Here is a 21,192-nt window from a genome sequence, read left to right as displayed (position 1 = left end):
TGCCGGGATGAGCATGACGCCACCGCCCGGCTGGTACCCGGACCCCTCGGCTCCGCACCTGGAGCGCTGGTGGGACGGGACCGCGTGGACCGACCACCGGCGCGCCCCGGAGGTCCCGGGGCCGCCGCAGCCCGCCGCCGGACCCTCCGGGCGGGCCAAGGCCGTCGCCCTGGGCACCGCCGCGACCGTGCTGGTCGCCGCGATAGTGACCGGGGCGTTCGCGCTCGGCGGGGGCGACGACGGCGGCGCGGACGTGAACACCGCGCCCACGATCACCCCCACCTTCGCGCCGAGCGACACCCCCTCGCCCACGCCGACCACCGCCACGCCGACCCCCTCCGAGCCCTCCGCCGACGACCCGGCCGTCGTCACCGACGAGCTCAACGGCATCACCTTCCCGCTCCTCGACGGCTGGGCCAGACCGAAGAACGTCGCCGAGGAGAACGTCGTCATGACCACCGACGACGGGACCTACCCCTGCCCGTCCGGCGTCGGCACCTGCCGGCACGGCCTCGTCTTCTCCCGCACCGTGACCTCGAACGACGAGAAGTCCCCCGAGGCCCTCGCCAAGGCGGACATCCCGGACGCGGCGGACGCCGCCTACGACCGCGACCTCCTGCGCCGGCGCCCCTACGGCGGTGTCGAGTCCCACCGGAGCGTCAAGTCCGGGCCGGTCGCGGTGGCGGGCCGCGCCGGGTACCTCGTCCGCTGGCGCGTCAAGACCGCCAAGGGCCCCGGCGGTTATGTGCAGTCGCTGGTCTTCCCGTCCAGCGTGGGCAGTGAGTCGCCGGTCGTCGTACGGTTCGTCTTCGACGCGGGGCCCGACGGACCGCCACTCGCCGACATGGACCGGATCACCAAGGGCATACGGTCGCTCGGCGACGCCGCCACCGGAGGCGGCGTGGGCAGCAGCCTCGGCCCGCCGAGCTGACCGGTCACAGGAAGGTGTGGCCCTCGCCCCGGTAGGTCGGGACGGTCGCCGTCACCGCGTCGCCCTCGATCAGGTGCAGCGTGTCGAACCGCTCGCACAGCTCACCGGCCTTGGCGTGCCGGAACCACACCTTGTCGCCGAGCAGCAGGTCGTCGGCGGGAGGGCCGATCAGCGGCGTCTGCACCTCGCCGGGCCCCTCCTGAGGGTCGTACTTCAGCCCCTCCGGCAGATGCGGCACCGGCAGCCGGTCCCGGCCGGGCGCCCCCGAGGCGGGGTAGCCACCGCCGAGGACGGTCACGACCCCGACACCCGGCCGCCGTACGACGGGCTGGGCGAAGAGCGCGGCCGGACGCCCGCTGAACGACGTGTAGTTGTCGAACAGCCGCGGCACGTACAGCCCCGAGCCGGCGCCGATCTCGGTGACCGCGTCCTCCGCGGCGGTGTGCTGCACACTGCCGGTCCCGCCGCCGTTGACGAACTCCAGGTCCGGCACCACGGCCCGGACCGCGCGCACCACCTCGGCGCGCCGCTCGGTCAGTTCACGGCGGGCGGTGGCCTGCATCAGCCGTACCGCCCGCGACCGCAGCGGCCGGCCGGCGACGGCGTCGCCGACACCCGCGATGTGTCCCTCGTACGCCATGATCCCGACGACTTCGAACCCGGGCCGCCGGGCCACCGCCCGGGCCATGTCCGCGACCTGGGCGGGGGAGTGCAGCGGCGAGCGGCGGGCTCCGACCCGTACCCGCCCGCCGAGCAGCTTCAGTGAGGTGTCCAACTCCAGGCAGACGCGGACGACTTCCCGTCCGCCGCCGCGGGCCGCGTCGATGAAGGCGAGCTGTGCCGGGTCGTCGACCATCACGGTGACGGCGGCGGCGAGCTTGGGATCGGCGGCGAGTTCGGCGTATCCGGCGCGGTCGGCGGAGGGGTAGGCGAGGAGGACGTCCTCGAAACCGCTCCGGGCCAGCCACAGGGACTCGGCGAGGGTGAAGGACATGATGCCCGCGAAGCCCTCCTTGCCGAGGACGCGTTCGAGCAGGGCTCGGCAGCGCACGGACTTGCTGGCGACACGGATCGGCTTGCCCGCCGCCCGGCGGACGAGATCGTCCGCGTTGGCGTCGAAGGCGTCCAGGTCCACGATCGCGAGGGGGGCGTCGAGATGGGCGGTGGCCCGGTCGTAACGGGCCCGGTCGGCGGCGCGCGCAGTCATGAACGCAGCCTGCCAGACAGGATTACCGCAGGGTAGGGGGACGATCCGGGCAGATGCCCCGGGCTCGTGGACTGGTTCCCGTTCGGCCCCTGACAAGCCGTAGAGTGACGCGCACGCACGGAGGATCGATCCCGGTCGCTTGTTCGGCCCTGGGATGCCGGTCCGCCGCTGCGGGTATGCGTGCCCGGAACGGCTGAGTCCGCGCCGGGCCGGTCGAGAACGACAGCGGCCCGTGTACGACGACGGCCCGGGCACGAGGAAACGGGGGAGCAGTGAGCACGGAAGCGCGCCACGCCCCCGTTCCCCCACAGCCACCGCACCCGCCGTCCTCCGCCGCCGAGGCCTCCGGCACCCACGGGGACAGCGCGCGGACGGGCTCCGCGTCGGGGACCTGGGACGACAGGCAGAACGGCGCCGCCGCCATGCCGACCGGCCGGGGCGATGCGGAGAGCGGCCCGGGCGGTCGGCAGACGGGCTCCGGGGCCGCCCGGGGCATCGTGCCGGGCGACGGATTCCGGCTGCGCCGTGCCGCCGAGGCCGACGGATCGGACCGTACGTCGGCCACACAGGGCAGTGGGCCCCGCTTCCCGCGCGTGCGTGCTCCGTACGCCGGGAACAGCGCGCCCCCGCCTCCGCCCATGCCGTCCGCCCGCTTCCCGGACACCCCGCCCGCGTCCGGCGACACCCCGAGCGCGGGCCGGTCCCCGCAGGCGAACACCGGCTCGTCCGGGTCGAGCGCCCCGACGGCGCCGGGCCGTACACCTGACCGTGCGTCGGCCCAGCCGACCACCGACTCCACCGCGCCGACCCGCATGCCCCCGCCACCGAGCGCCCCGCCGCACGAGCGGCGTCCCGAGACCTCGCAGCCGTCGCTGTCCTCGCAGCCGGGCACCCGGCGTCCCGGCACAGCCGGCCCCCTGCCGCCCCTGGCCGACGCCGGGGACCCGCCGTCGCCCATACCGCCCCGCCCGAACCAGCGGCCGACGGCGCCGACCCGTCGTGGCTCCGCCCCCGACGAGACCGCGTCGGAGACCACGTTCCGCCTCCGACCGATCCGCTCCACCTCCTCCGCGGACCCGAACAGCCGCGAGAGCTCCGGCCCCTCCACTCCGGACACCCGGCCCGGCCACCGCCCCGGCGCGACCACGCCTCCGTCGCAGCCCGGTCGACGCCCCGGCCCCGCCGCTTCCGGCCCAGAGGCCGCCCGCGCATCCCGGTCCGACATCCGCCCGGAGTCCACGTCCGCCGGGTGGGGTCCCGGTTCGGGTGTGGCCGCTCCGCAGTCCGGTGCTCGTGCGGATGCGCCGTCCGGTCGACGTCCTGGCTCTGCCGCCCCTGACTCGCCGGCCGACGGCCGTCCGGATGTCCAGCCGGGCCGCCGTCCCGGTGCGGCCGGGCCGCCGTCGCAGTCCGGTGCAGCGGAGGCCCCGTCCAGCCCCCGCGCCGACTGGGCCGATGCGCAGGCCGGTGTCCGGCCGGGGACCTCGGCCGCGCCGGCGCGGCCCGACTTTCCGCCGCGACCCGCGGGTGAGCCGCAGAGCGGCTCCGGGCGGGTCTCGGACGGTGGGCGGGTGCCCCAGGCGCCCGCCGCGCCTCCGCGCCGCGCTCCCGGTGCGGACTCCGCGGCCGTCTTTCCGGACCCCGCGCTGTCCTGGAGTGCTCCGATGGCGCCGGGCGGGGTTCCCGGGGCGGGGCGGCCTGTCGTGTCCTTCGGGGAGCCGGAGGTGTACGACGAGGGGGTCGGGTCGCGTCCGTTCGGGGTGTGGTTCGGACCGCGGGTCGCCGGCGCGGCCGCGTGTGTCGTGCTCGGGCTGGGACTCATCGGCGGCGCGGTGACGGGGAGTTGGCTGATCGGCGAGCCGGGGGAGCCGGGCGCGCGGGACAGCTTCGCCACGGCCGCCGGGCTGTGGCACAGCGTGCCGGTGGACGAACTGTTCCCGCGGACCGTGGAGGGCCGGGGCGCCGGACCCGGTGGCGCCGACCGGACGTGGACGCGGATCGCCGTAGCCCCGGACGGTGGCTGCGAGAACGCGTTCGACCCACTGCTGCGCACGGCCCTCGACCCGGCCGGGTGTCAGCGTTTGCTGCGCGCCACCTACACCGACGCCACCCAGAGCTACGTCACCACCGTCGGTCTGCTGTTCACCAAGGGCGACCCCGCCACCATGACCGCCCTGGCGAAACGGTTCAAGGACGGGGGCTACGCCGACCGCACCGACCTCATGCCCCGGCCGTACGCCGCCAAGGGCACCGTCGCCTCCGACTTCGGCCTCGACCAGCGCGCCTCCTGGACCGTCTCCGTCCTCACCGACGCCCCCGTCGTCGTCTACGCCGTCTCCGGCTGGGCGGACGGCCGTACCGTCGACACCCCGGAGCCCGCCGCCGAGGCCATGAGCTCCGGCACCACCACCGCCCCCGCCCAGGCCGGCCTCGGCAACGAGGCCCAGGGACTCGCCGACCGCGTCGAACGCGGACTGCGCAAGACCGTCAGCTCGCCCCCGGAGAACACCTCATGAGCAGCGCGCGCCGCACCGCCCGCAGGGCCGGCCTCCTGAGCGTCCTCCTCGCCGCCTCGGTCGCCCTCGTGCCGCCCACCACCGCGCACGCCGACGCCATACGCGCCAAGCAGTGGGCGCTGGAGGCCATGCACACCCAGGAGGCCTGGCGCACCACCAAGGGCGCGGGCGTCACCGTCGCCGTCCTGGACACCGGAGTCGAGGCCGACCACCCCGACCTCGAAGGCAACGTCCTCACCGGCAAGGACATGATCGGCTTCGGCGCGACGGAGGGCGACCGCCCCTGGGCCCGCCACGGCACCGCCATGGCCGGCATCATCGCGGGCCACGGACACGGGGTGGGGGACGGCGACGGCGTCATGGGCATCGCCCCCGAGGCCAAGATCCTCCCCGTCCGCGTCATCCTGGAGGACGGCGACCCCTCACGCGCCAAAGCCCGCAGCACCCGCGGCAACGCCCTCGCGCAGGGCATCCGCTGGGCCGCCGACCACGGCGCCGACGTCATCAACCTCTCCCTCGGCGACGACTCCGCCTCCGCGCACCCCGAGCCCGGCGAGGACGAGGCCGTCCAGTACGCCCTCAGGAAGGGCGCCGTCGTCGTCGCCTCGGCCGGCAACGGCGGCGAGAAGGGCGACCACATCTCCTACCCGGCCGCCTACCCGGGCGTCATCGCCGCGACCGCCGTCGACAAGTTCGGCACCCGCGCCTCCTTCTCCACCCGCCGCTGGTACGCCACCGTCAGCGCCCCCGGCGTCGACGTCGTCATCGCCGACCCCGACCACAAGTACTACGAGGGCTGGGGCACCAGCGCCGCCGCAGCCTTCGTCTCCGGCGCCGTCGCGCTCCTGAAGGCCGCGCACCCGGACCTGACACCCGCGCAGATCAAGAAGCTCCTGGAGGACACGGCCCGCAACGCCCCCTCCGGCGGCCGCGACGACTCCCGCGGCTTCGGCTTCATCGACCCGGCGGCCGCCCTCACCGCGGCCGCCCGCCTCAAGCCGGAGGGCCTCCAGGCCGCCTCCTACGGCGACAAGTACTTCGGCCCCGGCCCCGACGCCCCCGACACCGAGGACAACACCGCCGACTGGGCGGCCCCCCTCGCGGGCGGCGCCGGCGGCCTGCTCCTGGTCGCCGCGGTGGTCCTTTGGCGCGGCCGCCGCACCCCGCACCGCCCTGAGAGCCACGACTCCTACGACGGTTTCTAGCCGCGGTACGGCGGCTCCCACGACGGCTCCGGCCGCTACCGCGCCGGCGCCCCGTCGCCCGTGAACACCGACACCGCCGCCCGAGCCGCCGCCTCGACCAGCGAGATCCCCTCCGGCTGCGTCGCGTTGCCCTTCGACACCACGGCGACCAGGCAGTCCTTCCCGTCCACCGTCACCCGCCCGATGCTGTTGATGTCCCACAGCCCGGTCGTACTGCGCGGCAGCCAGCCGTTCTTCAGGGCCCACCCGGAACCGTCGGCCGCGGCCGACACCCCCCAGTCCTGACCGGCGGCTATCCGGCCCATCAGGTCCTGGAGATACGACCGGGACGCCTCACTCAGTTCCGTGCCGTCCCCGAACACCTGCCGGAGAAGGGCCAGTTGATCGGCCGCCGTGGTCTGGGTCAGCCCCCACAGCTCCCCGTCGCCGCCCGCCGTCCCGGTGAGCCCGAACCGTTCGTTCGCGGCGTCGAGCCCGGCCGCCCGCCCGATGTCCCGCCACAGGGCCGACGCGGAGGCGTTGTCGCTGTTCTCGATCATCGCGGTGGCGTACGCCTTCTCCCGCGCGGTGAGATGCGTGCCCGCGTCCTGCGCCCGGAGCAGCAGCGCCGCCAGGATGTCGACCTTGACGATGCTCGCCGTGTCGAAGGCGCCGTCCCCGTACCCGGCGCTCGTCCCGGAGTCCAGGTCGAGCACCGCCACCGACACCTCGGCCCCGTCCGGCACCGGCACGGCGTCCATGGCGTCCGCCAGCAGCGCGTCGAGATCCACCGTCGGCTCGGCCACGGGCTCCACGGATGCCTCCCCGGTCTCCCCGATCTCCCCGGTCTTCCCGGCCTCCTCGGTCGGGGCGGTCGCCGCCGAGGATACGGGGACGCTTCCGCCGGAGTGCGCCTGCGCCTTCACATAGACCGTCCCCGTGGCGGTGGCGCCCACGACGGCGACCAAGGCGAGGGCGGTGTACACCAGGGGGCGGCGTCGGGCAGCTCTGGAAGACTCCATCCCGCGATGGTCGGGCCGCCGACTGTGCGGCCCGTTAGGCGGACGTTAGAGCTGTGTCAGCGAACTCTGAGAAACCCGTGAAAGCTGTCACGGGCCGGTTTCCGGGCCCGCACAAGCCCAGCAGCAAGCCCTCGATAGGGTCGGTGACCGTGGCGAACAAGAACATTCCCGACTCCGGCTTCTCCGACGACGACGGCTCGGCCGATCCCCGGCTGAGCGCGGCGCTCGCGGCCTGGGCCGAGGACCGCGGCGCCGAGGGCCCCGTCCTGGACGCGCTCAAGGGCGCCCGGCTGCTCGTCCCCGTCGTGGCCGTGCTGGGCGAGGTCGAGGAGGACGAGAACGGGCTGCGCCGCGAGAAGACCAGCGACATGGCCGTCCCCACCCTGAAGGCCGGACACCGCACCGCCCTGCCCGCCTTCACCTCCACCGACTCCCTCGCCCGCTGGGACCCGGCGGCCCGCCCCGTCGCCGTACCCCTGCACCAGGCACTTCAGGCCGCCGCGCACGAGAAGGCGGACACGATCGTGCTCGATCTGGCCGGGCCGGTCCCCTACGAGCTGACGGGCCCCGCGCTGCTCGCGCTCGCCGAGGGCCGCGCGACGGCCGACCCGCTCGCCGACCCGGCCGTGATCGGCGCCGTACGGGACGCCGTGGCCGCCGAGCCCGCCGTCCTGCGCGCCCACCTCGGCCCCGGACAGGCCGACGGCACCCTGGCCCTCGTCCTGGATCCCTCCGCGGCCCCCGCCGAGGCCGCGCGGGCGGTCGCGGGCCGCCTCGCCGCCGACGAGACACTGAGGGCCCGCCTGGTGCGCGGCCTCGACCTGGCACTCCTGCCGGCCGGGGCGACGCCTCCGGGCGAGCCCTTGTACGTACGGGGATGACCTCGCGCGTGCGAGAGACCTGGGGTTCTAGCCGTAGATCGCGCCGGTGTACTTCTCTCCCGGTCCCTGGCCCGGCTCGTCCGGGACGAGGGAGGCCTCGCGGAAGGCCAGCTGGAGGGACTTCAGGCCGTCGCGCAGCGGGGCCGCGTGGAAGGAGCTGATCTCCGTCGCGCTGCCGTCCAGCAGACCGGCGAGGGCGTGGATCAGCTTGCGGGCCTCGTCCAGGTCCTTGTACGTGTCACCCTCCTCCGTCAGGCCGAGCTTCACGGCGGCGGCGCTCATCAGGTTGACGGCGACCGTCACGATGACCTCGACGGCGGGGACCTCGGCGATGTCGCGGGTCATCGCGTCGAAGTCGGGGGAATCGGGAGACGCGGGAGGGGTGTCACTCATGTCCCACACGATAGGGCCCGGTGCACGCCGGTTCGCACCACCCCCGGGTTGCTGCTAACCTTGTGTGACGACCGGCTGGATACGTCATGAGAAGAACCGATGCGTCCGGCCTACAAGTGGAGGCTCCGATCTCCCACCTGACCGTCCCCCGGGACGGCGGGTCACCCCGGTCAGGCGGTCACCATCGTTCCGTACGGACGATGGAGTCGCCCGAAAGCGCGCCCCGCGATCATCGCGGCGGTGCTCCGGTAGTGCTTGGAGCCCCGCCTGTGATCGTCCGGGGCATTTTTTGTGCTTCGGCGCGGTTAGGTCTGTCGAACAAAGACATACGCGGCCGTCCGCCAGACGGTTGTGTGGTGCTAACCGAGGAGGATCCATCAGCGCCGAGCCCCGCATCAACGACCGGATTCGCGTTCCAGAGGTGCGACTTGTCGGTCCCAGTGGCGAGCAGGTGGGCATCGTCCCCCTGGCCAAGGCACTGGAGCTTGCGCAGGAGTACGACCTGGACCTGGTCGAGGTGGCGGCAACCGCCCGTCCGCCTGTGTGCAAGCTCATGGACTACGGGAAGTTCAAGTACGAGTCGGCCATGAAGGCCCGTGAGGCGCGCAAGAACCAGGCGCACACGGTCATCAAGGAGATGAAGCTCCGGCCGAAGATCGACCCGCACGACTATGACACCAAGAAGGGTCACGTCGTTCGGTTCCTCAAGCAGGGCGACAAGGTCAAGATCACGATCATGTTCCGTGGTCGCGAGCAGTCCAGGCCGGAACTCGGCTACCGACTGCTGCAGCGTCTCGCGGAGGATGTGGCCGACCTCGGGTTCGTGGAGTCGAACCCGAAGCAGGACGGCCGAAACATGATCATGGTTCTCGGTCCGCACAAGAAGAAGACCGAGGCGATGGCCGAGGCCCGCCAGGCGCAGGAAGCCCGCAAGGCGGAAGCGAAGGCCAACCCCGGCAAGTCGCAGAACGCCGCGGAGACCGAGAGCGACGAGGTCGACGAGACCGCCGAGGAGATCGCCGAGGCTCCGGCCGAGGCGTCCGCCGAAGCGTGATCCCGGGGGACGCGAGTCCCCAGGATGTAACCGATACAAGAGCGACGCTCCACCGTGCCCGGTTTTCGTGACCGGGCACCGGAGCGCCACCGACGAGGAGAGAACGGCGCTATGCCGAAGAACAAGTCGCACAGCGGTGCCAGCAAGCGCTTCAAGATCACCGGCTCCGGCAAGGTGCTCCGTGAGCGCGCCGGCAAGCGCCACCTGCTCGAGCACAAGTCGTCCCGCGTGACGCGTCGCCTCACCGGCAACGCCGAGATGGCCCCGGGCGACGCCGCGAAGATCAAGAAGCTTCTCGGCAAGTGACGTACCCGGCGCTTCGCTTGAGCGCCGTACGTCAGGACCGGGACCCCATCGAATCCGGGCCGTGTGAGTCCCACCACGGCCCCGCTACAAGGAGTTAACAAGTGGCACGCGTCAAGCGGGCAGTCAACGCCCACAAGAAGCGCCGGGCGATCCTCGAGCAGGCCTCCGGCTACCGCGGTCAGCGTTCGCGCCTGTACCGCAAGGCCAAGGAGCAGGTCACCCACTCGCTGGTCTACAACTACAACGACCGCAAGAAGCGCAAGGGTGACTTCCGCCGGCTGTGGATCCAGCGCATCAACGCCGCTGCCCGCGCCAACGGCATCACGTACAACCGCTTCATCCAGGGTCTGAACGCGGCGAACATCGAGGTCGACCGCAAGATCCTGGCCGAGCTGGCCGTCAACGACGCCACCGCGTTCGCCGCGCTGGTCGAGGTCGCGCAGAAGGCGCTGCCGGCGGACGTGAACGCCCCCAAGGCTGCGTGACGCCGCGCCGGCTCTAGGCCGACGTGACTGTATGGACCCGCAGGCTCCCCGGCCTGCGGGTCCGTTGTTTCCTGAACACTTCCGAAGGTGAAGAGCATGCCCCCCGTCACCCCCGAGTCGATCTCCCCTCGTTCCCCCCGCGTCTCGGCCGCCCGGCGGCTCGCCAAGCGGAACTTCCGGGGGAAGGAGCGGCTGTTCCTCGCCGAGGGGCCGCAGGCCGTGCGGGAAGCGGCGGGGCACAAGGACACACTCGTCGAGCTGTTCGCCACCGTCGAGGCCGCCGACCGCTACGCCGACATCATCGGTGAGGCCCGTGCCGTCGGGGTCCGGGTCCACCTCGCCTCCGACGACGTCATCGCCGACATCTCGACCACCGTCACCCCGCAGGGACTCGTCGGGATCTGCCGGTTCCTCGACACCCCCTTCGAGGAGATCCTCGCCGCCCGGCCGCAGCTCGTCGCCGTCCTCGCGAACGTCCGCGACCCCGGGAACGCCGGGACCGTGCTGCGGTGCGCCGACGCGGCCGGCGCCGAGGCCGTCGTGCTGACGGACGCGTCCGTCGATCTGTACAACCCCAAGACCGTGCGGGCCTCGGTGGGTTCGCTGTTCCATCTGCCGGTCGCCGTGGGCGTACCCGTGGAGGAGGCCGTCGAGGGGCTCAGGCGGGCCGGTGTCCGCATCCTCGCCGCCGACGGCGCCGGGTCCGACGACCTCGACGACGAACTGGACCGGGGCACCATGGGCGGGCCGACCGCCTGGGTCTTCGGGAACGAGGCGTGGGGGCTCCCGGAGGAGACCCGCGGGCTCGCGGACGCCGTGGTGCGCGTCCCGATCCACGGGAAGGCCGAAAGCCTGAACCTCGCCACCGCGGCCGCCGTATGTCTCTATGCGTCGGCCCGGGCACAGCGCGCCTCCGGAGGGTGCCGTTCCGTCACCGAGAGCTAGTAGGGTGACCAGCTCGGGGGCCCTCCGTAGGAGAGGTGGAGCACGGGGATGAGTGTCGGCACGAGCAGCGCACCGGGAACACCGGAGGCGACGCACACGGCGCCGTCCGGCCCCGACTCTCTCGCCGAGCTCGGCCTCGATCCCGACCAGCTGCCCGACGGCCTGGTCGTCGCCGACGAGCACGGCCACGTGATCTGCTTCAACGCCGCCGCCGAGCGCATCACCGCCGTCCGGGCCGCGGACGCCCTCGGACAACGGCTGGAGAAGGCCCTTCCGTTAGAGGACCTGGAGGGGCGCCGCTGGTGGCAGCTGACCGACCCGTACGGCGGCCTCGCCATCCGGGTCCGCCAGCCCGAGCGCAACCTCCTCCTGCCCGGCGGCCGGGAAGTCCTCGTCACGGCGCGCTACGTCCGCGCCCGGCCCACCGGACCCGTCCGCCGTGTCGTGGTCGGCCTCCGCGACACCGAGGCCCGCCGCCGCACCGAGCGCAGCCACGCCGAGCTGATCGCCACCGTCGCCCACGAACTGCGCTCCCCGCTCACCTCGGTCAAGGGCTTCACCGCCACCCTCCTCGCCAAGTGGGAGAGGTTCACCGACGACCAGAAGCGGCTGATGCTGGAGACCGTCGACGCCGACGCCGACCGGGTCACCCGGCTCATCGCCGAGCTGCTGGACATCTCCCGCATCGACTCCGGGCGCCTGGAGCTGCGCCGCCAGCCCGTCGACATGGGCGCCGCCGTGGGCCGCCACATCCAGGCGTACGTCGCCGCGGGACTGCCCGCCGACCGGTTCCTGCTCCGCATCGAACAGCCCCTGCCCGACCTGTGGGCCGACCCCGACAAGGTCGACCAGGTGCTCAGCAACCTGCTCGAAAATGCGGTGCGGCACGGCGAGGGAACCGTCACGATTGACGTCACGCCCACGGCGTCCCCCCGAGAGGGCGAGGACACCGGCACGTCGGTCACGGTGAGCGACGAGGGGTCCGGCATCCCGGAGGAGTCCATGAACCGCGTCTTCACCCGCTTCTGGCGGGGCAGCAAGCGCGGCGGCACCGGCCTCGGGCTCTACATCGTCAAGGGCATCGTCGAGGTCCACGGCGGCACCATCACGGTCGGCCGCGCCCCCGGCGGCGGCGCCGAGTTCCGATTTACGTTGCCCGTGAGCGCTCCGGCCTATCTCACCTGAGACCTGCCTGAGCGCCCGCGGGCGCATGCGTGTACCTCCACCCCGTTAGACTCGGCCTTTGGCACCTTTGTGTCCCATGGACGGCCCTCTGACCTCTGCGTGAGTCGGTGACGGGGACCTTCAGCCAGCCAATCGGAAGCACGGGAAGAGATGTCGGCACCGAATAAGTCGTACGACCCTGTCGAGGTCGAGGCGTTGAAACCGGAAGAGATCGAGCGGATGCGTCAGGAGGCGCTCGCCGCCTTCGCCGCAGCGAGCTCCCTCGACGCGCTCCAGGAGGCCAAGGTCGCCCACACCGGGGGCACCTCCCCGCTGGCGCTCGCCAACCGCGAGATCGGCGCCCTGCCCCCGCAGGCCAAGGCCTCGGCCGGCAAGCTGGTCGGCCAGGCCCGGGGCGCGGTGAACAAGGCCCTCGCCGCCCGCCAGAGCGAGCTGGAGGCCGAGCGCGACGCCCGGGTGCTGGTCGAGGAGGCGGTGGACGTCACGCTGCCCTACGACCGGGTACCGGCCGGCGCCCGCCACCCGCTCACCACCCTGTCGGAGCGCATCGAGGACGTCTTCGTGGCCATGGGCTACGAGGTCGCCGAGGGCCCGCAGGTCGAGGCCGAGTGGTTCAACTTCGACGCCCTCAACATCGGCCCGGACCACCCGGCCCGCGGTGAGGCGGACACGTTCTTCGTGCAGGGCCCCGAGGGCGGTACCGAGTCCGGTGTCGTGCTGCGCACCCACACCTCGCCCGTGCAGATCCGCTCCCTGCTCGACCGCGAGCTGCCGGTGTACGTGATCTGCCCCGGCGTCGTCTACCGCACCGACGAGCTGGACGCCACGCACACCCCGGTCTTCCGCCAGGTCGAGCTGCTGGCCGTCGACGAGGGCCTGACCATGGCCGACCTCAAGGGCACGATGGACCACATGGTCCAGGCCCTGTTCGGCGAGGGCATGAAGACCCGGCTGCGGCCGAACTTCTTCCCCTTCACCGAGCCGTCCGCCGAGATGGACATGGTCTGCTACGTCTGCCGCGGCGAGTCCGTCGGCAACCCCGACCGGCCCTGCCGCACCTGCTCCTCCGAGGGCTGGATCGAGCTGGGCGGCTGCGGGATGGTCAATCCCAAGGTGCTCACCGCCTGTGGCGTCGACCCGGAGAAGTACAGCGGATTCGCCTTCGGGTTCGGCATCGAACGGATGCTGATGTTCCGCCACAACGTCGAAGACATGCGAGACATGGTCGAGGGTGACGTCCGGTTCACCCGGCCGTTCGGGATGGAGATCTGATGCGGGTCCCGCTTTCCTGGCTGCGGGAGTACGTCGACCTGCCGGCCACCGAAACCGGTCGTGACGTGCAGGCCAAGCTCGTTTCCGCGGGCCTTGAGGTCGAGACCGTCGAGCACCTCGGTGCCGACCTCAAGGGCCCGCTGGTCGTCGGCCAGGTGCTGACCATCGAGGAGCTGGAGGGCTTCAAGAAGCCGATCCGCTTCTGCACGGTCAACGTGGGCCAGGCCAACGGCACCGGCGAGCCGCAGGAGATCGTCTGCGGCGCCCGCAACTTCGCCGTCGGTGACAAGGTCGTCGTGGTCCTCCCGGGCGCCACGCTGCCCGGCGGCTTCTCGATCTCCGCCCGCAAGACGTACGGCAAGACGTCCCACGGCATGATCTGCTCCGGCGACGAGCTGGGCATGGGCGACGACGGCAGTCACGGCATCATCGTGCTGCCCCCGGAGACCGAGGTCGGCAAGGACGCCATCGAGCTGCTGGAACTCGTCGACGAGGTCCTGGACATCGCCGTCACCGCCAACCGCGGCGACTGCCTGTCCATCCGCGGTGTCGCCCGCGAGACCGCCATCGCCTACGGCCTGCCGCTGCGCGACCCGGCGCTCCTCGACGTCCCGGGCCCGAACGCCTTCGGCTACCCGGTGCAGGTCTCGGACCCGTTCGGCTGCGACCGCTTCACCGCCCGCACCGTCAGCGGTCTGAGCCCCGAGGCCCGCTCCCCGATCTGGCTCCAGCGTCGCCTCCAGAAGGTCGGCATGCGCCCGATCTCGCTCGCCGTCGACGTCACCAACTACGTGATGATGGAGCTCGGCCAGCCGCTGCACGCCTACGACCGCTCGCTGGTCCAGGGCACCATCGGCGTCCGCCGGGCCGAGGAGGGTGAGAAGATCGTCACCCTCGACGGAGCCACGCGCACGCTGCACGCCGAGGACCTCGTCATCACCGACGACCGCGGTCCGATCGGCCTCGCGGGTGTGATGGGCGGCGCCAACACGGAGATCGCCGACCACGAGTCCTCCGAAGGCACCACCGACATCGTGATCGAGGCCGCCCACTTCAACGCGGTCTCCATCGCCCGTACGGCCCGCCGCCACAAGCTGTCCTCCGAGGCGTCCAAGCGCTTCGAGCGCGGCGTCGACCCGCAGGCCGCGTCCGCCGCCGCCCAGCGCACGGTCGATCTGCTGGTGCTGCTCGCGGGCGGCACCGCCGAGGCCGGCGTCACCGAGGTCATCGCCCCGTCCGCCCCGCACACCGTCACCGTCGCGGCGGACCACCCGGACCGGGTCGCGGGTGTCGAGTACGGCCGCGAGACCGTCGTACGGCGTCTTCAGGAGGTCGGCTGCGACGTCTACGGGCAGGACGAGCTGATCGTCACCGTGCCGTCCTGGCGTCCGGACCTCCAGGAGATCAACGACCTGGCCGAGGAGGTCATCCGGCTGGAGGGGTACGAGAACCTGCCCTCCACGCTGCCCAAGCCGCCCTCCGGCCGTGGGCTGACCCACCGGCAGCGGCTGCACCGCCGCGTCGGGCGGGCGCTGGCCGGTGCCGGATACGTCGAGGCGCCGAACTACCCCTTCGTCAGCGAGCAGGTCTTCGACCAGCTCGGCCTCGCCGCCGACGACCCGGCCCGCCGGGTCGTGAAGCTGACCAACCCGCTCAACGACGAGGAGCCTGCCCTTCGGACCTCGCTGCTGCCGGGTCTGCTCGGCGCGCTGCGGCGCAACGACGGCCGGGGTTCGCACGACCTGGCCCTCTTCGAGACCGGTCTGGTCTTCCTGCCGCGTGCCGAGCAGCGGGCCGCCGCCGCGCTGCCCGTGGACCGGCGTCCGACCGACGAGGAGATCGCCGAGCTGAACGCGGCGCTGCCGGAGCAGCCGCGGCATGTCGCGGTGGTGCTCGCCGGTTCGCGTGAGCAGGCCGGCTGGTGGGGCGCGGGCCGTCCGGGTGGATGGGCCGACGCCGTCGAGGCGGGGCGCGCCGTCGCGCGGGAGGCCGGTGCCGAACTGGTCGTCCGCCAGGGGCAGTACGGTCCGTGGCACCCGGGCCGGTGCGCCGAGTTCGTGGTCGTGTCCGACGGCTCGGAGACGGTCGTGGGCCACGCCGGCGAACTGCACCCGCGCGTGCTCAAGGCGCTCGGGCTGCCCGCGCGCACGTCCGCGATGGAGCTGAACCTGGACGTGCTGGAGAGTGTCGGCGACGACACCCCGCAGGCGCCGAGCATCTCCACGTTCCCCGTGGCGACACAGGACGTGGCGCTGGTCGTCCCCCGTGAGGTCCCGCATGCCGAGGTGGAGACCGCGTTGCGGGAAGGCGCCGGTGAACTGCTGGAGGCGATCCGGCTGTTCGACGTGTACGAGAACGACGAGCAGCTCGGCGAGGGCAGGAAGTCCCTGGCGTACGCGCTGCGGTTCCGGGCCGCGGACCGGACGCTGACCGTCGACGAGGCGTCGGCGGCCCGGGACGCGGCGGTCGCGCTGGCGGGCGAGCGGACGGGGGCCGTGCTGCGCGGCTGAGCACCACCGTGCCGCTGCGCCCTCACACCCCCCAAACCGGGTCACCTCACTCGATTGAGTGAGTTCTGTTGGTGATCTGGCCCATTCGGCCCATCTGGTCGACAGAATCGGACCGGCCTTTCGAGGCCGGTCCGATTGCGCTGTCAGGGCCTAAATGGGGGGCCATCGGCATGATCCGCATCAAGGCTGGGGTTGCCCCCAGGGGCCGTCGGACGGTTCGGCGGGACCTGCGGGAAGCGCTCCGCAGAGCCGCTCGCCGTACCGTTCGCACCGGGCGCCGCAGGCCGGTGCGGTGTGCGCTCGCGCTCGGGCTGCCCACCGTCTGGGGCGCCGTCGCCGTCACGTACAAGCTGGTCTGCCCGCTGGCCCAGCAGAACGGACTCGGGGCGCGTGCCGTCACCAGTGCCGTCTTCTTCGCCGTCGGCACGGGGTTGGTGCTGCATGTCCGGCGCACCCTGCTGCGGGAGCTGAGACAAGCACGCCGGGTCGCGGGCGTGGCCCAGAGCGTGCTGCTGCGGCCTCTGCCCCCGCGCATCGACGGCCTGCACGTCGCCGCGGCCCAGCTCTCCGCCGACCGCGGCGCCACGATCGGCGGGGACCTGTACGAGGCCGTGGCCACCGAGTACGGCGTACGGGTCGTGATGGGCGACGTCCGCGGGCACGGCATCTCCGCCATCGGTACGGCCGCCGCCGTCCTCGGCAGTTTCCGGGAGGCCGCGCACGACGAGCCCGAACTCGGCTGTGTGCTGCGCCGGATGGAACGCGCGCTGGCCCGGCATCTGCGGGAGCGGGCCCGTGCCGACCATCCCTCCGGCGGGGCGGAGCCAGGTCCTCCGGTCGCCGAGGAGTTCGTCACCGTCCTGCTGCTGGAGATCGGCCGCGACGGCCGGGTCCGCGCCCTCAACTGCGGTCACCCGTGGCCGTATCTGCTGAGCGGCACAGCCGTCGAATCCCTCTCGCGCGCGGACCCCCTGCCACCCCTCGGCCCGTTCCCGCTGCCCTGCGAACTCCCGCCCGTGCGGTGCGGCCACCTCCTGCCCGGCGAGTCCCTCGTCCTGCACACCGACGGGGCCGAGGACGCCCGCGACACCCGTGGCCGATTCTTCTCCCTCCGCGAGGCCCTGGCCGAGGCGATCCATGACCGCCCCCTGGCCGCCCCCCAGGTAGTCCTGGGCAGCGTCTTCACGGCCCTCTTACGTCACACGGGCGGACAACCGTCCGACGATGTGGCCTTACTGGTACTTCGCAACGACCGTTCAGGCATGCAGACCTCAGGGGTGCGGGGAACTGCGCGACCAGCCACAACGCACCCGCAGCCGACAACGCACCTCTGACCGCAACGGCGATTGGCCGCACCGCCAAGCCGGCGGCGGCCGTCCGCCCCGCCACGGAGTGTCGGGCAGGCAGCTGGGCGGACGGCGCGGAATCGGGCCGCCGCACTGTACGAGGGGGAGCCGGCGGCCCGGCCGGCCTCTTGCGAGGCATTTCAGTCAACCGGCTGGAAACTCTCCGCGACAGTGCGCACACCCTGCGGATTCGAGTACTCCGTTCACACCCCGTGTGAAGACACACCCACTACTCTGTCGACACCGAGCCACCCGGGGGGCCTCCCATGCAGCCCAACACTCTGCTCGACGCGATTCTGGACGAGGCGGGTGTCTCGCACGCGGGACTCGCCGCCCATGTGAACCAGGCGGGCCGGGCCCGCGGACTCGCTCTCAGGTACGAACACACGGCTGTGGCACGGTGGTTGAAGGGCCAGCGGCCGCGGGGCCAGGTGCCCGACCTGATCTGCGAGGTGCTCGCCACCCGGCTGCAACGGCCCGTCACCCTCGACGACATCGGCCTCGGCGTCCCCGGTGAGCCGTCCGCCCCGCACGGCACCTCGCTGTCGGGTTTCGTGGAGCGGGCCACCGCGCTGTGGCGCTCCGACGAGCAGCAGCGCCCGCACATCCTGGGCGCCCCGGCGGTGACCGGTACGCCCGCCGTGATGCCGGTGTGGGAGTGGGAGAACCCGCCCGAGGACGTGGACGTCTCACGCGGCGGCCGGCACCGGGTGACCCCCGCCGACATCGAGATGCTGCGCGCGGCCCGTACCCACTACGAGCAGATGTACCGCAAGACCGGTGGCGTGGCGACCCGCTCCCGGATCGTCGGCTTCCTCAACGCCGAGGCGGCCCCGCTGCTGCGCGGCAGCTACACCGACGCCACCGGCCGCCAACTCCACCGGGCGACGGGCGGTCTGGTGGCCGTGGCGGGCATCTGCGCCTACGACTCCGACGCGCACGGTCTGGCCCAGCGCTACTTCCACCAGGCGCTGCGGCTCGCGAAGGCCAGCGGCGACCGGGGACTCGGCGCGTACGTGATCGCGCTGCTGGTCAACCAGGCGCTGTTCATGCGGGAGTACCGGCAGGCCGTCGCCTTCGCGGAGGCCGCGCTGCGTGCCGCCGGCAAGCACATCACACCGGCGCTCGCCTCCGACCTGTACGCGATGCAGGCGAAGGCGTACGCGCACCTCGGTGACGGCACGAGCGCGCTGTCCTGCATCCGGCGGGCCGAGCAGGCCGCCGAACGCATCCGCCGCGGATACGAGCCCGACGAGACGGGCTATGTCCAGCCCGGACTGGTCAACGTCCAGGTGGCGGAGGCCCTCCTCAGCCTCGGAGAACTGGCCGCGGCGGCGGAGCATGCCGCGGCGGCGGTCGACAATCCCGCCCACGACCGGGGCCGGGTGCACCGGCTGGCCATGCTCAGCACGATCGCGCTGCGCCAGGGCAACGCCGACAAGGCGGTGGCCACCGCGGTGCAGATGGCCGAACAGGCGCGTGGAATGGAGTCCCAGCGGCTGCGCGACAGACTCCGGGCGGTGCGTGAGCACCTGGTGCGCAGCGGTTGCGCGGGTACGGCCGAGGCGGCCGAACTGATCGACGGCGCGCTGCGCGTACCGCTGTAGACGGGTACTCGTCCACCGTCACCTCATAGTCCCTGCTGCGATATTGCCACTTACTCGACGGAAGGTGGCAGAACCGTGCAGTGGACGAAACAGAACGAACAAACTGTGTATGAAAACCGCTGGTTCACGGTCAACCTGGCAGATGTGGAACTGCCGGACGGCCGGCATCTGGACCACTTCCTGATACGCCTGAGGCCCGTCGCCGTGGCCACGGTGGTGAACGCGGCCAACGAGGTCCTCCTCCTGTGGCGCCATCGCTTCATCACCGACAGCTGGGGATGGGAACTCGCGGCGGGCGTGGTCGAGGACGGAGAGGACATCGCCGTGGCGGCCGCCAGGGAACTGGAGGAGGAGACCGGCTGGCGGCCGGGGCCCTTGCGCCACCTGATGAGCGTGGAGCCGTCCAACGGCCTCACCGACGCCAGGCACCACATCTACTGGGCCGACGAGGGCGAGTACGTCGGGCACCCCGTGGACGACTTCGAGTCCGACCGCCGGGAATGGGTCTCCCTCAAACTCGTTCCCGACATGGTCGCCCGTGGGGAGGTCCCGGCCGCCAACATGGCGGCCGCGTTACTCCTGTTGCACCATCTGAGGCTCGGACAGGACACTTAGGGTCCGTCCGGCGGAGCATGTCGCGGTCGCGGGGCCCTGGCGCGCACTCCCCCACTGCCTTAAAGGCGTGGGGGGACCCCCAGCGGCGTTGTCGTCGGTTGCCGACTCCCCCGCGCTCGAACAACCTCGCGCGGGGGACCCCCATCGCGTCGCCGCCCTCCTCCGCCTTGCAGCTGCACGCACCAGACCCCCGCTCACCGGCACCGATCACGCGTCGTTGGATTCGTGCGACCTGATCCGCCGGACAGACCCAGCCCTGATCCCCCACCCGCGCGTCACCCGACGCCTCAGCGGCCCAGGGCCTGCCAGACCGCCACGACGAGTGCGCCCATGGCGGTGAGTACCGCTACCGCGGGCAGCGGCCAGCGGGCGTGCTCCAGTGCGGTGATCCGTGCGCTCAGGTCGCTGAGTTCCTTGTCCGTCTCCTCGGTGCGATGGTTGAGCAGCGCCAGCCCTCCCTCGACACGCGCGTAGGCGACGTCGAGGCGCCGGCGTAACTCTGCGAGTTCGCCATGGACCACGGGATGTTCGGGCTCGACGGTCACGGGTCCACTCCTTTCTGTAGTCGGCTCATCCCTTGCATGCGCATGAAGAGTCAACTCGCCTGGTGGGCAGGTGGGGAGAGTGTGCGAGGGGCATATGCGGGCCCGGGGCGCACACGGTGTGTGAATGCAGTGGGCCCGGCGCTCCGAAGAGTGCCGGGCCCGCGGGCGTCGCACTGTGTAACCAGCACCCTGGAACGGGCACTGTGCACCAGCCGTAGGTGCGGATCAGTCGTAGGTGTAGAAACCGGAGCCGGACTTCCGGCCGAGGCGGCCCGCGTCGACCATGCGCTGGAGCAGCGGGGGAGCGGCGTACAGCGGCTCCTTGTACTCCTCGTACATCGAGTACGCGACCGAGGCGACCGTGTCCAGGCCGATCAGGTCGGACAGCTTCAGCGGGCCCATCGGGTGGGCGCAGCCCATCTCCATGCCGTTGTCGATGTCCTCACGGCTGGCGATGCCGGACTCGAACATCCGGATCGCGGAGAGGAGATACGGGATCAGTAGCGCGTTCACCACGAAACCGGAACGGTCCTGGGCGCGGATCGCGTGCTTGCCGAGCAGCTTCTCGGCGAAGGACTGGGCCCGGCTGAGCGTGCCCTCGGAGGTGGTCAGCGCCGGGATCAGCTCGACGAGCTGCTGCACGGGGGCCGGGTTGAAGAAGTGGATGCCGATGACGTGGTCGGGCCGCGAGGTGGCGACGGCCAGCTTCACCAGCGGGATCGAGGAGGTGTTGGAGGCGAGGATCGCGTCCGGCCGGGTCACGACCTGGTCGAGGACCTGGAAGATCTCCGTCTTGACCTGCTCGTTCTCGACGACGGCCTCGATCACCAGATCGCGGTCGGCGAACTCGCCGAGATCCGTGGTGAAACCGAGCCTCGCCTGGGTGGCCTCCAGCTCCTCCGCGGAGATCTTGCCGCGCCCGGCCGCCTTGGACAGGGAGTTGAACAGCCGGGTCCGGCCGATCTCCAGGGCCTCGCCGGTGGTCTCGGCGACCTTCACGTCCAGACCGGCGCGGGCGCACACCTCGGCGATGCCCGCTCCCATCTGACCGCAGCCCACGACTCCGACCCGAGCGATGTCTCCCGCTGGGATGCCTGTCACATCGTCCCTTTCGCTGATCTACGGCGGTGGCAGGGCCGGTACCGCGGCGCCTGCTCCGTTCGAGCACGTTACCCCTAAGTAGCGATG

The 21,192-nt window shown here is 72.2% G+C and carries 18 protein-coding genes and 1 pseudogene; 14 read left to right on the top strand and 5 right to left on the bottom strand.

Annotated elements, in window-relative coordinates; all coding sequences use genetic code 11:
- Positions 1 to 13 precede the first annotated feature (13 nt).
- Positions 14 to 931 carry a DUF2510 domain-containing protein gene (locus SLINC_RS09580; RefSeq protein WP_067429325.1) on the top strand — a complete coding sequence of 306 codons (918 nt, stop codon included), beginning with the start codon at positions 14 to 16 and terminating at the stop codon, positions 929 to 931.
- Positions 932 to 935: 4 nt separating this feature from the next.
- Here SLINC_RS09580 and SLINC_RS09575 read toward each other — a convergent pair whose 3' ends face one another.
- Positions 936 to 2,138, bottom strand: coding sequence for an amino acid deaminase/aldolase (locus tag SLINC_RS09575; RefSeq protein ID WP_067429322.1), 1,203 nt, complete (start codon positions 2,136 to 2,138; stop codon positions 936 to 938).
- Positions 2,139 to 2,410: 272 nt separating this feature from the next.
- On the opposite strand from SLINC_RS09575, the gene SLINC_RS49255 reads away from it, so the two are divergent.
- Positions 2,411 to 4,654: a hypothetical protein gene (locus SLINC_RS49255; RefSeq protein ID WP_225988426.1), complete on the top strand. Its 2,244-nt coding sequence runs from the start codon at positions 2,411 to 2,413 to the stop codon at positions 4,652 to 4,654.
- The gene (gene mycP, locus SLINC_RS09565; protein ID WP_067429319.1) at positions 4,651 to 5,859 is read left to right on the top strand and encodes a type VII secretion-associated serine protease mycosin; all 1,209 of its coding nucleotides are present in this window, start codon (positions 4,651 to 4,653) and stop codon (positions 5,857 to 5,859) included. Before SLINC_RS49255 ends, mycP begins: the two co-directional genes overlap by 4 nt.
- A gap of 35 nt (positions 5,860 to 5,894) precedes the next feature.
- On the opposite strand, the gene SLINC_RS09560 is transcribed toward mycP, so the two are convergent.
- Positions 5,895 to 6,860 (bottom strand): serine hydrolase, encoded by a 966-nt coding sequence (locus SLINC_RS09560; protein WP_067429316.1) that lies wholly within the window; start codon positions 6,858 to 6,860, stop codon positions 5,895 to 5,897.
- Between the two features lie 149 nt (positions 6,861 to 7,009).
- On the opposite strand from SLINC_RS09560, the gene SLINC_RS09555 reads away from it, so the two are divergent.
- Positions 7,010 to 7,741, top strand: a complete 732-nt coding sequence (locus SLINC_RS09555; protein ID WP_067445179.1) for an SseB family protein — start codon at positions 7,010 to 7,012, stop codon at positions 7,739 to 7,741.
- A 27-nt stretch (positions 7,742 to 7,768) separates the two neighbouring features.
- Here SLINC_RS09555 and SLINC_RS09550 read toward each other — a convergent pair whose 3' ends face one another.
- On the bottom strand, positions 7,769 to 8,134 hold the full coding sequence (locus tag SLINC_RS09550; RefSeq protein WP_067429312.1) for a DUF1844 domain-containing protein: 366 nt from the start codon (positions 8,132 to 8,134) through the stop codon (positions 7,769 to 7,771).
- A gap of 351 nt (positions 8,135 to 8,485) precedes the next feature.
- On the opposite strand from SLINC_RS09550, the pseudogene infC reads away from it, so the two are divergent.
- The 10 genes and pseudogenes from infC to SLINC_RS09500 all read left to right on the top strand — a co-directional run bounded on the left by infC (position 8,486) and on the right by SLINC_RS09500 (position 19,459).
- A pseudogene (infC, locus tag SLINC_RS09545) lies at positions 8,486 to 9,188 on the top strand (translation initiation factor IF-3).
- Between the two features lie 111 nt (positions 9,189 to 9,299).
- Positions 9,300 to 9,494 carry a 50S ribosomal protein L35 gene (gene rpmI / locus SLINC_RS09540; RefSeq protein WP_003977225.1) on the top strand — a complete coding sequence of 65 codons (195 nt, stop codon included), beginning with the start codon at positions 9,300 to 9,302 and terminating at the stop codon, positions 9,492 to 9,494.
- A gap of 101 nt (positions 9,495 to 9,595) precedes the next feature.
- A complete protein-coding gene (gene rplT / locus SLINC_RS09535; RefSeq protein WP_067429306.1) occupies positions 9,596 to 9,979 on the top strand; it encodes a 50S ribosomal protein L20 in 384 nt (127 codons plus the stop codon).
- A gap of 96 nt (positions 9,980 to 10,075) precedes the next feature.
- Positions 10,076 to 10,924: a TrmH family RNA methyltransferase gene (locus SLINC_RS09530; protein WP_067429303.1), complete on the top strand. Its 849-nt coding sequence runs from the start codon at positions 10,076 to 10,078 to the stop codon at positions 10,922 to 10,924.
- 48 nt (positions 10,925 to 10,972) lie between these two features.
- Positions 10,973 to 12,109: a sensor histidine kinase gene (locus tag SLINC_RS09525; protein WP_067429300.1), complete on the top strand. Its 1,137-nt coding sequence runs from the start codon at positions 10,973 to 10,975 to the stop codon at positions 12,107 to 12,109.
- A gap of 150 nt (positions 12,110 to 12,259) precedes the next feature.
- Complete coding sequence (gene pheS / locus SLINC_RS09520; RefSeq protein ID WP_067429297.1) at positions 12,260 to 13,381, top strand: phenylalanine--tRNA ligase subunit alpha; 1,122 nt, start codon at positions 12,260 to 12,262, stop codon at positions 13,379 to 13,381.
- Positions 13,381 to 15,891 carry a phenylalanine--tRNA ligase subunit beta gene (gene pheT / locus SLINC_RS09515; RefSeq protein WP_067429288.1) on the top strand — a complete coding sequence of 837 codons (2,511 nt, stop codon included), beginning with the start codon at positions 13,381 to 13,383 and terminating at the stop codon, positions 15,889 to 15,891. Before pheS ends, pheT begins: the two co-directional genes overlap by 1 nt.
- A gap of 170 nt (positions 15,892 to 16,061) precedes the next feature.
- The gene (locus tag SLINC_RS09510; RefSeq protein ID WP_079164468.1) at positions 16,062 to 17,225 is read left to right on the top strand and encodes a PP2C family protein-serine/threonine phosphatase; all 1,164 of its coding nucleotides are present in this window, start codon (positions 16,062 to 16,064) and stop codon (positions 17,223 to 17,225) included.
- Between the two features lie 278 nt (positions 17,226 to 17,503).
- Positions 17,504 to 18,844: a transcriptional regulator gene (locus tag SLINC_RS09505; protein ID WP_067429285.1), complete on the top strand. Its 1,341-nt coding sequence runs from the start codon at positions 17,504 to 17,506 to the stop codon at positions 18,842 to 18,844.
- 75 nt (positions 18,845 to 18,919) lie between these two features.
- Positions 18,920 to 19,459 (top strand): NUDIX hydrolase, encoded by a 540-nt coding sequence (locus SLINC_RS09500; RefSeq protein ID WP_067429282.1) that lies wholly within the window; start codon positions 18,920 to 18,922, stop codon positions 19,457 to 19,459.
- A gap of 287 nt (positions 19,460 to 19,746) precedes the next feature.
- Here SLINC_RS09500 and SLINC_RS09495 read toward each other — a convergent pair whose 3' ends face one another.
- Together SLINC_RS09495 and SLINC_RS09490 are read right to left on the bottom strand one after the other, a co-directional pair.
- Positions 19,747 to 20,004 carry a hypothetical protein gene (locus SLINC_RS09495; protein ID WP_067429279.1) on the bottom strand — a complete coding sequence of 86 codons (258 nt, stop codon included), beginning with the start codon at positions 20,002 to 20,004 and terminating at the stop codon, positions 19,747 to 19,749.
- Positions 20,005 to 20,229: 225 nt separating this feature from the next.
- The gene (locus tag SLINC_RS09490) at positions 20,230 to 21,105 is read right to left on the bottom strand and encodes a 3-hydroxybutyryl-CoA dehydrogenase (RefSeq protein ID WP_067429276.1); all 876 of its coding nucleotides are present in this window, start codon (positions 21,103 to 21,105) and stop codon (positions 20,230 to 20,232) included.
- Positions 21,106 to 21,192: the final 87 nt, after the last annotated feature.

The organism is Streptomyces lincolnensis, assembly GCF_001685355.1.
GTDB lineage: Bacteria > Actinomycetota > Actinomycetes > Streptomycetales > Streptomycetaceae > Streptomyces > Streptomyces lincolnensis.
The sequence above is the reverse complement of the archived record's forward strand: the minus strand, read 5'-3'. Positions and strand labels throughout refer to the sequence as shown.

Bases quoted from the DNA above. Each gene is read 5' to 3' on its own strand.
- pheS (WP_067429297.1), top strand. From the start codon at position 12,260: ATGTCGGCACCGAATAAGTCGTACGACCCTGTCGAGGTCGAGGCGTTG.
- pheT (WP_067429288.1), top strand. From the start codon at position 13,381: ATGCGGGTCCCGCTTTCCTGGCTGCGGGAGTACGTCGACCTGCCGGCC.
- SLINC_RS09560 (WP_067429316.1), bottom strand. From the start codon at position 6,860: ATGGAGTCTTCCAGAGCTGCCCGACGCCGCCCCCTGGTGTACACCGCC.
- SLINC_RS09510 (WP_079164468.1), top strand. From the start codon at position 16,062: ATGATCCGCATCAAGGCTGGGGTTGCCCCCAGGGGCCGTCGGACGGTT.
- SLINC_RS09505 (WP_067429285.1), top strand. From the start codon at position 17,504: ATGCAGCCCAACACTCTGCTCGACGCGATTCTGGACGAGGCGGGTGTC.
- SLINC_RS09550 (WP_067429312.1), bottom strand. From the start codon at position 8,134: ATGAGTGACACCCCTCCCGCGTCTCCCGATTCCCCCGACTTCGACGCG.
- rpmI (WP_003977225.1), top strand. From the start codon at position 9,300: ATGCCGAAGAACAAGTCGCACAGCGGTGCCAGCAAGCGCTTCAAGATC.
- mycP (WP_067429319.1), top strand. From the start codon at position 4,651: ATGAGCAGCGCGCGCCGCACCGCCCGCAGGGCCGGCCTCCTGAGCGTC.
- SLINC_RS09530 (WP_067429303.1), top strand. From the start codon at position 10,076: ATGCCCCCCGTCACCCCCGAGTCGATCTCCCCTCGTTCCCCCCGCGTC.
- SLINC_RS09575 (WP_067429322.1), bottom strand. From the start codon at position 2,138: ATGACTGCGCGCGCCGCCGACCGGGCCCGTTACGACCGGGCCACCGCC.
- SLINC_RS09580 (WP_067429325.1), top strand. From the start codon at position 14: ATGACGCCACCGCCCGGCTGGTACCCGGACCCCTCGGCTCCGCACCTG.
- SLINC_RS09525 (WP_067429300.1), top strand. From the start codon at position 10,973: ATGAGTGTCGGCACGAGCAGCGCACCGGGAACACCGGAGGCGACGCAC.